The organism is Streptomyces europaeiscabiei (assembly GCF_001550375.1).
Taxonomy (GTDB): domain Bacteria; phylum Actinomycetota; class Actinomycetes; order Streptomycetales; family Streptomycetaceae; genus Streptomyces; species Streptomyces europaeiscabiei.
The window spans coordinates 12,465-25,547 of record NZ_LRTR01000514.1 but is presented as its reverse complement, the minus strand read 5'-3'; the positions used below and the strand labels follow the sequence as shown (position 1 = coordinate 25,547).

The 13,083-nt window shown below is 67.3% G+C and carries 10 protein-coding genes; 8 read left to right on the top strand and 2 right to left on the bottom strand.

Annotated elements, in window-relative coordinates:
* Positions 1-376 precede the first annotated feature (376 nt).
* Positions 377-1,393 (top strand): LacI family DNA-binding transcriptional regulator, encoded by a 1,017-nt coding sequence (locus tag AWZ10_RS25250; RefSeq protein ID WP_231885170.1) that lies wholly within the window; start codon positions 377-379, stop codon positions 1,391-1,393.
* On the top strand, positions 1,275-1,688 hold the full coding sequence (locus AWZ10_RS55150) for a cutinase family protein (RefSeq protein ID WP_223786226.1): 414 nt from the start codon (positions 1,275-1,277) through the stop codon (positions 1,686-1,688). The genes AWZ10_RS25250 and AWZ10_RS55150 overlap by 119 nt, the downstream gene beginning before the upstream one ends.
* Positions 1,689-1,825: 137 nt before the next feature.
* Here the strand turns inward: AWZ10_RS55150 and AWZ10_RS25240 are convergent, their stop codons facing one another.
* Complete coding sequence (locus AWZ10_RS25240) at positions 1,826-2,473, bottom strand: TetR/AcrR family transcriptional regulator (protein WP_006379142.1); 648 nt, start codon at positions 2,471-2,473, stop codon at positions 1,826-1,828.
* A gap of 296 nt (positions 2,474-2,769) precedes the next feature.
* Between AWZ10_RS25240 and AWZ10_RS25235 the strand changes: the two genes are divergently transcribed.
* The 6 genes from AWZ10_RS25235 to AWZ10_RS25210 all read left to right on the top strand — a co-directional run bounded on the left by AWZ10_RS25235 (position 2,770) and on the right by AWZ10_RS25210 (position 12,317).
* A complete protein-coding gene (locus AWZ10_RS25235) occupies positions 2,770-4,017 on the top strand; it encodes an ABC transporter substrate-binding protein (protein WP_231885169.1) in 1,248 nt (415 codons plus the stop codon).
* 164 nt (positions 4,018-4,181) lie between these two features.
* Positions 4,182-5,168, top strand: coding sequence for a carbohydrate ABC transporter permease (locus AWZ10_RS25230; RefSeq protein WP_006378862.1), 987 nt, complete (start codon positions 4,182-4,184; stop codon positions 5,166-5,168).
* Positions 5,165-6,079 (top strand): carbohydrate ABC transporter permease, encoded by a 915-nt coding sequence (locus tag AWZ10_RS25225; RefSeq protein WP_029183909.1) that lies wholly within the window; start codon positions 5,165-5,167, stop codon positions 6,077-6,079. Before AWZ10_RS25230 ends, AWZ10_RS25225 begins: the two co-directional genes overlap by 4 nt.
* A gap of 127 nt (positions 6,080-6,206) precedes the next feature.
* On the top strand, positions 6,207-8,042 hold the full coding sequence (locus tag AWZ10_RS25220) for a glycoside hydrolase family 3 protein (protein WP_006378679.1): 1,836 nt from the start codon (positions 6,207-6,209) through the stop codon (positions 8,040-8,042).
* Positions 8,043-8,085: 43 nt separating this feature from the next.
* Positions 8,086-10,503 (top strand): glycoside hydrolase family 3 N-terminal domain-containing protein, encoded by a 2,418-nt coding sequence (locus AWZ10_RS25215; protein WP_223786224.1) that lies wholly within the window; start codon positions 8,086-8,088, stop codon positions 10,501-10,503.
* A 200-nt stretch (positions 10,504-10,703) separates the two neighbouring features.
* Positions 10,704-12,317, top strand: coding sequence for a GH35 family beta-galactosidase (locus AWZ10_RS25210; protein ID WP_006379260.1), 1,614 nt, complete (start codon positions 10,704-10,706; stop codon positions 12,315-12,317).
* Here AWZ10_RS25210 and AWZ10_RS25205 read toward each other — a convergent pair.
* The gene (locus AWZ10_RS25205) at positions 12,311-13,081 is read right to left on the bottom strand and encodes an SDR family NAD(P)-dependent oxidoreductase (protein WP_010354077.1); all 771 of its coding nucleotides are present in this window, start codon (positions 13,079-13,081) and stop codon (positions 12,311-12,313) included. The two genes, AWZ10_RS25210 and AWZ10_RS25205, sit on opposite strands and share 7 nt — an antisense overlap.
* Between the last annotated feature and the right edge of the window lie 2 nt (positions 13,082-13,083).

Sequence of the window (13,083 nt, the reverse complement as noted above, 5' to 3'; positions counted from 1 at the left end):
GTGGCGCCAAAACCTATCACCTGAACTGTTATCGGCACAGGGTTGCGTCAAGGCGAACTGCGACTTCACATTCGCGATGACTTCCGCTGCCGAACATCCACGTTGACCTGAGGGGAAGACGGCGATCGACTCACGATGGGCGTGCTTCTGCAGGGATCGACCAATCGGCGCACTTCGGACCAAGCCGTTTCGCCGTCACGGCAGTTGCGGGTGCGTACGGCAACGACGGCAGCCGACGAGGCGCTTGCCAACGCTGACCAGCGCAGGGCTGCCTGAACGCCACAGGTCCTGACCGACCATGGCCGGTGTCGGTGCGGTCCCTGGGCTGGTGCCGTCAGGCAGAGCGCCCCAGGTCGGGCGTAAGGTGGCCGTCGGGTTGCGGCTGGACGGCTCCGGCAGCCGGCGCTTGGAGGGTCTCGGTGGTGCGTCGCGGGTGACGAGCGCGGATGTCGCGCGGGAGTCAGGCGTGTCGCGGTCAACGGTGAGCTTCGTACTCAACTACGTGCCGAAACAGACCATCCCGGAAGCGACGCGACAGAAGGTTCTGGCGGCTGCCGAGCGGTTGGGTTACACCCCGAACGGGCCCACGCAGGCACTGTCGCGAGGACGCGGCAGCACTGTGCTGCTGCGCCTGCCGGACTTTCCGCCCAGCTCGATCGTCGCCGAGCTCGATCGGGGATTGGCCTCGCAAGGATTGATGCTGGTGACCCATACGGCCAGCCCGGGCCGCCAGCCGGCTCTATCGCTGGCCGCCCCGGTCGCGGTACCGGGACTGACCCCCTTCGACGCAAGGCAAGTCGTCGCATTTCAGGCACGCGGCGCCCGGGTGGTACTGCCAGGACCCGACGACCCGCCGCCTCCCCGTGACGACGCGGGCCGCGTCGTCGGCGCGGCCCAGGCGACCCACTTGGCCTGGCGCGGCACCGTCCGCATCGGCTACGTCCACCCCGCCGATCCCCGGCTCGGACCGATGTCCGACCGGCGCCACGCGGGCGCCGACGAAACAGCGCGCCGGCTCGGCCTGCCTATGGTGCCCTCGCGTCGCATGCCCGACGACGGGGACTTCACGCCGATACTGCGCAGTTGGCCGGCACAAGCGCCCGTCACCGCGATCGCCGCGTTCAACGACGACGTCGCCCTGGCGATCTTGAACGCCGCGTGGGTTCTGGGCGTGGAAGTTCCCTCCGAGCCGGCCGTGATCGGCGCGGACGACATCGCGGCCGCCCGGTACGCCTGCCCACCGCTGACTACGATCCGCGGCTCCAACAAGCCCTTTGGGGCCATGCTGGCCGGGTGGGTTCTGCAGCGGCTCGACGCCGGCGGAGTCGCGCCCCCCAGCTCGGACGAACCTCCGGTGTGGACACCGGACATCGTGGCCCGAGCGTCCGCCTGACCGGTTCTCCAATGTCGGAGTCTGCAGCCAAGGAGCCCTCACGGGTGCGGCCACCGTGGCCGTCATACCCGGCGCCACAGAGCCGAAGGTCAAGGCAGTTGTGCTCTTCGGCAACCCCATCCGCGGGTTCCCGACCTACCGTCAGGTGACCGGCACCTACCAGGCACGCACGCTCGACGACTGCGCGACCGGCGACCCGATCTGTGGCGGCGGGACGGACTCCGCCGCCCACGGCGCCTACTCCCAACCGCAACACAACGACTCCGCCGCGGAGTTCATTGCGGCACGCATGTGACGCAACATCCACAGTCCGACAACGGATGCGAGTCATGAGCACCGCTGAGACCGCCGCCTGACGGCCGCTTGCGCCTCCGGCTTCGCGCGCGAGCGGAGCCGGAGGTCTTCATCAACCCGGCGGACCGTGAACGACGCTCAGTCGGAGTCGTCGTCGCGGCGGTTGGAGTCGTCCGAAGCCGCCTGCTGCACCCAGTGCGCCCGAGCAGCAGCCACGAGCCGCCAGAAGGCGTCGATGGCCTCGACGACATCCAGGTCGTCCCGGTATCGCCGCTGGATCTGGAGCCCGTCCTGCAGGGCGGTCCCCAGCGTGGCGATCATCTCCGGGCTGATCCCCATCGGGGCACCTTCGGGCGCCTCAGGGCCGGGGTCGAGCGTGAGTGTCTGGGCTGCCTGGTAGTGCTCGACGAAGTACGGGTGCGCCGGATGATCGCGATCAATCGCCTCGGCCGAGAGGATGATGTACAGGGACGTCAGTCCCTCGTGCTCCGCGGAGTGACGCGCGACCTCGCGGGACCGCGTAGCGACATCGGTGGCGTGCTGCTCCGACAGGTAGTCGGCAACGGACGAATCGCGCAAGTTGAGCACTTCGACCAGGAGTTCTTCCTTGTCGGCGAAGTGGTGGAGAAGCCCTGTCTGTGTCAGGCGCATCCGCCTGGCGAGCTCACGCATCGACGAGTGTGCGTATCCGGATTCAGCAAAGAGCTCGGCTGCAGCGGCGACGATCTCCCGGCGGCGCTGGAGCCCCTTGCGATAGGGCCCCCGAGGCCCGGTGCTTTCCGCCATGCCTTCAACATACAGCGACGCGGCGGCCCGTTTGACCTGGGTGTGGGCGTGACGATGAAAACTCCACGAAAACTTGTCAGGTGAACTGTGTTACGTGATACTGACGGCCACCGCCACTCCGAGACGACATCTCAGCCGGGGACGCAGCGGCATACACGACGTTCGGGTGACGGGGTTCGCGCACGTCTCAGGAGCGTGGTGCGGCCGGGGGGGGGCGGCTCCTTGCCGCCGCAACATCGCGGCACACCGCCTGGAAATAAGGAGTACAGATGCGATCCATTCGAAGGTCCCTCGCTGTGCTTGCAGCGGTCGCATTGACCGCCGTCACCGCCGGGTGCGGATCCAGCGACGAGGGCGATGCCGGCGGCAAGATCACCCTCAACGTCTCGACGTTCAGCGAGTGGGGTTACAGCGGCCTGCTGAAGGAGTACCAGAAGCTCCACCCCGACATCACGATCAAGCACAACCGCTTCGCCACGAGTGATGAGGCCAAGGAGCAGTTCCAGACCGCGCTCGGCGCGGGCTCGGGTCTCGCCGATGTCATCGGTGTCGACAACAGCTGGATGCCGCAGATCCTCAAGTACCCGGACAACTTCGTGGATCTCTCCTCACCGAAGGTCGAGGGCCGCTGGCTGGACTGGACAACGAAGATCGCCACCACGGACGACGGCAAGCTGCTCGGATACGCGACGGACCTGGGACCGCAGACGATCGCCTACCGCGCCGACCTGTTCAAGGAGGCCGGTCTGCCGAACGACCGCGAGGAGGTCGCCAAGCTCTTCGGTGGCGACAACGCGACATGGGACGACTTCTTCGCCGTCGGCGAGAAGTTCAAGGCCGCCAAGACAGGTCCGGCGTTCTACGATGCGTCGGCCTCGGTGGCGACCGGCTGGACCGACCAGTACGAGGTGCTCTGGGAGGACCCCAAGAACGGCGAGATCATCGCCGGCGAGAACAAGGACCTCCGGAACATCTACGACACCGTGATGTCGCATGAGGGCCTGTCCGCAGACCTCGCGCGGTTCAGTGAGGACTGGGTCAGCGCATTCCAGAAGGACAAGTTCGCGGTGATGCTCGCGCCTTCGTGGATGCTCGGCGTCATCAAGGGCAATTCGGCCGGGGTCAAGGGCTGGGATATCGCCGACGTCTTCCCCAACGGCGGTGTCAACAGCGGCGGTTCGTACCTCAGCGTGCCGAAGCAGTCCAAGCACCCCGAGGAGGCGCAGGCGCTGGCGGAGTGGCTCACCGCCCCGGAGCAGCAGATGAAGGCGTTCAAGGCGTCGGGCAACTTCCCCAGCCAGGTCGAGGCCCAGAAGAGCCCTGAGATGCAGAAGGTGACCGAACCCTTCTTCAACGATGCGCCCGTAGGAAAGGTCCTCGCCGAGCGCGCGTCGAACATCAGCGTGGTCCCGTACAAGGGTGACAACTACTTCGCGATCACAGCGGCATTCAACGACGCGGTCAACCGTGTCTCGGTCGACAAGACCCACTCCGCCAAGGAGTCATGGGACATGTTCGTCGAGGGACTGGACTCGCTGAAGTGATCGGTTCGTCCGCGCGCTCGGGGGCGCCCTCCGCGGACGGCGCCCCCGATTCACCATCGGAGGAAGAGCGCATGGTCCGTCCGGCAGGGAGCGCGTCACCCCGTGGTGATGCCTCACCTCCACACACGCCCTCGCCCTGGCATCAGCGTCTGGGCCGCTGGGACATGAAGGCGTCGCCGTACGCCTATATCTCCCCGTTCTTCATCCTGTTCGGGATCGTCGGCCTGTTCCCGCTGCTGTACACCGCCTACGTCTCGCTGCACGACTGGGACCTCATCGGTGGGCAGAGCGAATTCGTCGGGCTCGACAACTTCACCTTTATCCTCGACCAGCCGGTCTTCTGGGATGCGATGGGCAACACCGTCAGCATCTTCCTGCTCTCGACGGTCCCCCAGATTCTGATCGCCCTCGTACTTGCCAGCCTCCTGCACGCGAACATTCGTGCGCGCACCTTCTGGCGGATGGGGGTACTGCTGCCGTACGTGATCGCTCCGGTCGCCGTGACGCTGATCTTCTCGCGCATGTTCGCGGACCAGTCCGGTCTGGTGAACGCGCTTCTCGAGCAGCTGGGCATGGATCCGATCGGATGGCACCGGGACAGCCTTCCGGCGCACATCGTCATCGCAAACATGGTCAACTTCCGGTGGACCGGCTTCAACACCCTCGTGCTGCTTGCGGCGATGCAGGCGATCTCCCGTGACCTGTACGAGGCGGCGATCCTCGACGGCGCGGGGCGGATTCGACAGTTCTTCTCCGTCACGGTGCCGTCCGTGCGTCCGACGCTCATCTTCGTCGTGATCACGTCCACGATCGGCGGGCTGCAGATCTTTGACGAGCCGCGTCTGTACGACACGCAAGGGCTCGGCGGCAGTTCAGGGCAGTGGAAGACGATCACTCTGTACCTGTACGAACTCGGCTGGAACCAGCAGCGACTGGGCCGTGCAGCGGCCGTCGCGTGGCTGCTCTTCCTGCTGATCATCGCATTCGCTCTGGTCAGCAACTGGCTGTCGCGCCGCATCGCTTCCGGAGACGACGCCACGGCCGGCTCCCGGCAGACGCGCCGTGCCGCCCGACGCAGCGCACCGAGCGCAGCAGCTCGTACGCCCGACTCCTCCGCACCGTCCGGTGCCACGCCCGGGAGCAGCACGTGACCCCTCCTTCCATCCCGTACATCGAGCAGACGTCCGGTCGTGGAGCCGCCCGTGCGGCGCGCCGTCGGCGTGGACGGAACGACGGCGCTGTGCGCCGACCGGGAAAGACGACCTACGTCATCCTCACTCTGGTCGCGCTCATTTCGATCTTCCCGCTCTACTACGCGCTCCTGCTCGCGTCCTCGACGTCGGCAGAGGTCGCGCAGAACCCGATCCCCTCGCCGATCCCGGGCGGGCAGCTGGCCGACAATCTCACGCGGGTCTTCGAGTCGGACATCGACCTGCCGCGCGCGGTCTGGAACTCGGTCTTCGTCTCGGTGACAACGGCCCTCGCCGTCGTGTTGGTGTCCACGTTGGCCGGCTTCGCCTTCTCGAAGCTCCGGTTCAAGGGACGTGCCGGCCTCCTCACATTCGTGGTGGGCACCATGGCGGTACCCACTCAGCTCGGGGTCGTGCCGTTGTTCATCGTCATGCGCGAGATGGGCCTGACGGGAAGCCTCTGGGCGGTCATCATCCCCGGTATCGCCTCCGCCTTCGGCGTGTTCTGGATGACGCAGTACCTCCAGTCGGCGCTGCCCTATGAGCTCATCGAGGCAGCCCGCATCGACGGGGCATCAACGTTCCGGATCTTCCGCTCCATCGTGCTGCCGGCCGCCAGGCCCGCGGCCGCCATGCTGGGCCTGTTCACCTTCATCGGGGCGTGGACCCAGTACTTCTGGCCGTCGATCGTGCTCGGCACGACCAATCCGACACTCCCCGTCGCGCTGCAACTGCTGCAGGCCGGGTTCTTCAAGGACATCCCCCTCATCATGACCGGCGTTCTCGTGTCCGTGGTGCCGCTTCTCGTGCTGTTCGCCGTACTCGGCAGGCAGTTGGTCGCAGGCGTCATGCAGGGAGCCGTCAAGGGGTGACCCGCCCGCACCGCACTGCCGGACCGGGACATGTGCCGGTGCACTGACACGGTGCACGGCCCCGACCGCCCCGAGGGGGCCTGCACCCAGGCCCCGGGAACGAAATCGAGAGGAACTCCCACCACTCATGCCTGCGACGACTGCATCGGGCAGTACCACCTTCCGCGATCTCAACGGCAACGGGCGCATGGAGCCCTACGAGAACCCGCGGCTCAGCGCCGAGGAACGCACGGAAGATCTGTTGACCCGGCTCTCGCTCGAAGAGAAAGTCGGTCTGCTCTTCCACACAGTCATCGAGATGGGCCCGGGAGGCACCGTCCTCGAAGAGCCCGGTGCGATCAGCAAGTCACCCACCAGCGAGGTGATCCTGGGCAGGGGGATCAGCCACTTCAACACGCACCGAATCGAAGACCCTCGGGCAGCCGCACGGTGGCACAACGCGATCCAGCGGCTCGCAGAGAAGACCCCGCACGGCATCCCGGTCACGATTTCCAGCGACCCTCGACACGGATTCCTGGAGAACATCGGGGCTTCCTTCACTGCAGGTCCGTTCTCGCAGTGGCCCGACGCCCTCGGCCTTGCGGCACTGCGCGACCCGGACACCGTGCGCGAGTTCGCGCGCCGGGTGCGCGAGGAGTACCGCGCCGTCGGCATCCGCATGGCACTGCATCCTCAGGTCGACCTCGCCAGCGAACCCCGCTGGGCACGCCAACTCCAGACGTTCGGCGCCGACACCGATCTCGTGGTCGCCTACACGCGCGCGTACCTCGAAGGTTTCCAGGGCGCGGCGCTCGACTCAACGAGCATCGCCTGCGTCACCAAGCACTTCCCCGGCGGCGGCGCGCAGCTGGACGGCGAGGATGCGCACTTCCCGTACGGTCGCGAGCAGGTCTACCCGGGTGGTGCGTTCGAGGAGCACCTCCGTCCGTTCGTCACCGCCGTCGAGCACGGCACCGCCGCGGTCATGCCCTACTACGGCATGCCGGTCGGTCTTGAGATCGACGGCGAACCGATCGAGGAGGTCGGGTTCGGGTACAACAAGCAGATCCTCACCGGGCTGCTGCGCGAGCGGCTGGGCTTCGACGGGCTGATCGTCACGGACTGGGAGCTGGTGAACGACAACCACGTCGGGGACCAGGTCCTGCCCGCACGCGCGTGGGGGGTTGAAGAGCTCGACGCCCGCGAGCGCATGGTCAAGATCCTCAATGCCGGCGCGGACCAGTTCGGCGGTGAACAGTGCACGGATCTCCTGCTTGAGCTCGTACGGGATGGCGTCGTCCCGGAGAGCAGGATCGACGAGTCGGCGCGCCGCGTCCTGCTGATCAAGTTCCGGCTCGGTCTGTTCGACAACCCTTTCATCGACGAAGATGCCGCCGTGGCCGTTGTGGGCAACGCCGAGACCCGGCGGGTCGCCCTGGAGACACAGTCCCGTTCCGTCACCGTCCTGAAGAACTCCGTGGTCGAAGGAAGGCCAGTGCTTCCGCTCGCCGTGGGCGCGCGCTTGTACGCGGAGGGGATCGATCCGGAGGTCCTCGGCCGGGAGTTCACCCCCGTGACGACGCCGCAGGAGGCAGAACTGGCCATCGTGCGCATCGACGCACCGTTCGAGCCGCGGGACGACCTGTTCCTGGAGTCGTATTTCCACCAGGGGTCTCTTGACCTGCCCCCCGGCCTCGTACACCGACTGCGTAGGATCGCCCACTACGCCCCGCTGATCGTGGATGTCGCCTTGGACCGCCCGGCCATCCTCACGCCGCTCGTCGACGCGCTCGCCGGACTGACCGTCACCTTCGGTGTCTCGGATGACGCTCTGCTCACCGCCCTCACCGGCCGCATCGCTCCGGAGGGCAAACTTCCCGTCGAGCTTCCGCGGTCGATGCAGGCCGTACGAGAGTCCGCGCCGGACGCGCTGGCGGACACCGCCGACCCGCTGTTCCCCCTGGGATCGGGGCTGGAGATCTGATGTCCCGTTCGTGGAACCCGCACTCGCACAGAAGGATCACGTCATGACCGACGCACGTTCCCGCGCCATCGAGTTGCTCGGTCGCATGACCCTGCACGAAAAGGTCGCGCAGCTGACGTCGCTGATCCCGACAATGCTCTTCGACGCCAAAGGCATCCGCCCGGACGTCGCCGCGGCCAAGCTGGCGAATGGCATCGGCTACATCGAACCGCACATGGGGGGCTTTCCGGCGAACGCGGCCGAACTCGCCCGGCTCAACAACGCGGTACAGCGCCACCTGGTCGAGAACACCCGCCTGGGCATTCCCGCGATCATGCACATCGAGGCGCTGAACGGTGTGAACGCCCCCACCTTCACATCCTTCCCCACCGCGATCGCCCTCGCGGCCACCTGGGACACCACCGGGGTGGGCGAGATGGCCGCACTGACCCGTCGGCAGATGCGATCCGTGGGCCTGCACCACGCCCTGTCGCCGCTGCTCGACATCGCCCGCGACGCGCGATGGGGCCGAGTTCACGAGACGTACGGCGAGGATCCATACCTGGTCAGCGCGCTGGGAGTGTCCTTCGTACGCAATCTTCAAGGCGAGTCGCTGCTGGACGGGGTCATCGCCACCGGCAAGCACTTCCTCGGCTACGCAATGAGTGAGGCCGGTCTCAACATGGCGACCGTGCCGATGGGAGCGCGCGAGCTGCGGGAGGTGTACGCGCGCCCCTTCGCCGCCGCCATCCAGCTCGCGGGACTGGGCTCGATCATGAACTCGCTCGCCGACTGGGACGGAGTGCCCGCTGCCGCCGACCCTCGGGTGTTCCGCAAGATGTTGCGCGACCAACTCGGGTTCAACGGCACCGTCGTGTCGGACTGGCTGTCGATCGAGAACCTCGTGACCCATCATCGCGCCGCGCGCGATGCACGCGAAGCGGGCGTGCTCGGCATGCGGGCCGGCATCGACGTGGAAATGCCCGAGCCGTTCGGCTACGGCGACAACCTCGTCGAGGCCGTCCGCGACGGCGAGATTCCCGAAACGACCGTCGACGAGTCGGTCCTCCGCGTACTGACGCACAAGTTCCAACTGGGCCTGTTCGAGAACCCCTACGTGGAAACCGACCCGGTGGAGATCATGTCCGTGGCGCAGGAGGGCCGCGACCTCTCCCTGCGTCTTGCGCGCGAGTCCGTCACGCTCCTCAAGAACGACGACGGGGTGCTCCCACTCAGCGGCGCCCCGCGCATCGCGGTCGTCGGACCTCATGCCGAGGCTGTGGGCACGGCCTTCGCCCCGTACACCTTCCCCTCCTTCATCGAGCTGACCCGAGCACTGCTGAACGGCAAGACGAGTTCCATGGTCGGTGTCGAAAACCTCGACTCCTTCGGCCCCGACGACGCCTACGTGCACGAGGAGATCGGCGACCTGCTCGCCATGAGCGAGGACGAGTTCGCGAGGTCGCGCTACGAAGCGGTCTCCCTGGCGGACGCCCTCCAAGCCGCGCTACCCGACTCCGAAATCCTCGTCGCAACTGGATGCGGAGTCACCGACGGGGCCGAGGGGATCGGCGCGGCAGTCGACGTCGCGCGTGATGCGGATGTCGTGGTCCTGGCACTGGGCGGCGTGGCGCGATGGTTCTTCGGTGAACGGACGGAGGGTGAGGGTGCGGACACCGCCGATGTGACGCTGCCGGATGTACAGCGTCGGCTCGTGCACGAGATCGCCGCGCTCGGCAAGACGACCGTCGGCGTGATCTTCTCGGGCCGCCCTCTCGCCCTTGGTGACGTCGAGCCCGAGCTCGACGCCATCCTGCTCGGGTACTACGGCTCGCAGTTCGGCACACCTGCCGTCGCGGAGATCCTCAGCGGCACGGCCGAGCCGCAGGGCCGCCTGCCGTACACGATCCCCCGCTCCAGCGGTCAGGTCCCCCTCCATGCGGGCCAGCGGTTCGGCAGCGGATACCGCCGTCGGGAAGGCGATCCGCACGGCGGATACGTGGACGAGTCCGCGGCACCGCTCTACCCGTTCGGGCACGGCCTGACGTATACCGAATTCGTCTACTCCGACCTCCAGCTGAGCAGCACGTCGATCGCACCCGACCGCACCGTCGAGGTCACCGCGACCGTCACGAACACGGGCGACCGCCCAGGCGTAGAACTCATGCAGCTCTACGTCGAGGACGATGCGCCCGGCGTGTCGAGGCCGGCGCTCCAGCTCGCGGGGTTCCATCGCCTCGAACTGCAGCCAGGGGATCAGGCGACGGTGAGATTCGCTCTGGAACTCCCGCTGCTGGCCTACCTGTCCCTGGACGACAGATGGGTCGTGGATCCGGGCCCGATGTGGATCTCGGTCGGCTCGTCGTCGAGTGACCTTCGCCTGCGCGGTCGCCTGGACGTCGTCGGTGACACCGTGGACGTCACGCGACGGAGGGTGTACCTGACCCACTCTGCACGGACCGCTCCTACGACGGGAACGTGACACGCGAGACCGCCGCCCCGCCAGCAGCCCGTGGGGAGCGGACCTGACACCGCTCCCCACGGGCCTTCGCCTGGCCAACTATCCGGCATCGCGCCGCACCCCTGGGACGGCGATGGCTGAGAGCGCCGGCAGCGACCTGGCGCCGTCCGCCGCCCTCGCCCGAAGACACCGCTCAACCGGAAGACATCGATGGGAGCCCCTTGCAACACCACGGCATAGACCAGGCCACGGGCCAGCTGATCGTCGGCGGTACGCCGTACCTGATCCGCGGCATCGAGGTCCACAACTCCACCTCGTCCCACGCCGACTACCTGGAACCCGTGTGGAAGCGGTGTGCGGACGCAGCGGTCAACACCGTTCTTGCACCGGTCAGTTGGGAGCTTGTGGAACCGACGGAGGGAGAGTTCGACTTTCACTTGGTCGACGCCATGCTCTCCGGTGCGCGCGACCACGAGCTCAAGCTGGTGCTTCTCTGGTTCGGCAGCTGGAAGAACGCTTCGTCGAGCTACGTGCCGGCCTGGGTCAAGCTCGATCCGGTCCGTTTTCCGCTGCAGGTCGACGAGGCCGGCGATCCGCTGGACAACCTCAGCCCGTTCTCCACGAACAACCGCGACGCCGACGCGGCCGCTTTCGCGGCCTTCATGGAGCACCTCGCACGCGTCGACGGCCGCGAGAAGACCGTGATCATGGTGCAGGTCGAGAACGAGGTCGGGCTGCTCGGGGCACCGCGCTCCTACGGAGCGGACGCGGCAGCCGCATGGGCGGCTCCCGTTCCGGCAGCCCTTGCGGAAGCACTGCGCAACGGAGCCTCCCCGTACGTCCAGGCCCCGGACGAGCCGTCCACCCCGACGTGGGACCTCCTGACGGGCGACTCCGACCGGAAGGCCGAGTTGTTCATGGCCTGGCACTACGCCTGCTACATCGAGCACGTCGCCGCCGCAGGCCTGGCCCGCTACGACATCCCGCTGTTCGCCAACGCCTGGCTGGACTCGAGCGTGCCGAACGGATCGGAGTCCGCGAACATCGCCGTCGCCGGCGGCAGCGCGCCGGGGGTGTTCCCCAGTGGGGGGCCACTACCGCATGTCAGCGCTGCCTGGAAGCTGGCCGCTCCCTCGCTCGCGTTCCTCGCCCCAGACGTGTACTTCGGCGACTTCGACATCCCGTTCAAGCGCTACGCGGACACGAACACCACCTTGTTCGTGCCCGAGATGCGCGCCGACTGCCACGGGGTCTCGCACAGCTTCCTCGCCATCGGACAGTACGGTGCCATCGGGGTCTCGCCGTTCGGCTTCGACTCCCTCGACGATGACCGCACGGTGGAGCTGCGCCGTATCTATGCGCAGCTCGCGGCGCTGGAGAACGACATCCTTGCCGCACAGCCGCGAGGGCGCGTGCGCGGCTTCCGGGTCCCGGCCTCCAAGGAGGAGACGTTCGCCCTCGGCAAGTACGAGTTCGTGATCAGGGCCTATCCGGAACACGGCAACGGCGAGCGGTTCGGCTATGGGCTCCTGCTGCAGTTCGACGACGACGTGTTCATCGCCGTCGGCGACAACTTCACGGTCTGCCCGCGCTCGCCGGACGGCCGGCCGGTGGCCATCTTGCAGGCGGACGAACTCGTGGCAGGCACGGGCCGGCTCCGTCCGCGAAGGCGCCTCAATGGTGACGAGACGTTGTCCGGCACCGGCATCAGGATCGCGGAGCACCCGGCCCCGATGCACGGTTTCATGGCGACCAGCGGGATCCCGTCAGGGGTGGTGAGGTTCTCGCTGTACTTCCCCGGGGCGCCGAGGGGCACCGCCGCCCCGGACTACTGATGGGTGCCGCCGTCAATACGGATCTCCGTGCCGGAGATGAAGGCGCCGTCGTCGGAGATGAGCGTGGCCACGACTGCTGCCACCACCTCCGGCGACCCGTAGCGCTCCCGGACTGCGGGAGTGAGCTTCGCGAAGAGGCTCCAGTCGGTGTCCTCCGGCACCAGTGACGCGAAGTTCTCGGTCATGGCGCTGACGATGCCGCCAGGGCAGATGTTTACCGCGCGCAAGCCCTGCTTGGCGTACTCCTGGGCGATGCTGTGCGTGAAGGACAGGATCCCGCCCTTGCTGGCGGAGTACGCGGCCAGGAACGGATGGGCGAACTGGGCTGACGTGGAGCTGAAGTTGACCACGACGCCGTTACCCGTCTCCAGCAGCGCGGGCAACGCGGCCCGGGTGACCAGGAACGTGCCCGTGAGGTTCACGGCAAGGACGCGGTTCCACAGCTCGAGCGAGCACTGGTGTGTATGCGCTCCGCGCAGCATGCCGGCGATGTTCACGAGCGCGTCGAGCCCGCCGAGGGTGGCAATCGTTTCACCCACGACGTCGACGACCGCGTCCGCGTCCGCCACGTCCAGCGCCGCGGTGACGAGCCGCTCGCCGGTGCCGGCCTTCGCGGCCAGGCCGGCGGTCCCGCTGAGCCCCTCTTCCTCGATGTCCGTCGCGACGACCGCCGCTCCTTCCTCGAGCAGCCTCAACGTCGTCGAGCGTCCGATGCCCGAAGCGGCTCCGGTGACGAACACGCGTCTGCTGCTGAGTCGTTCCATGA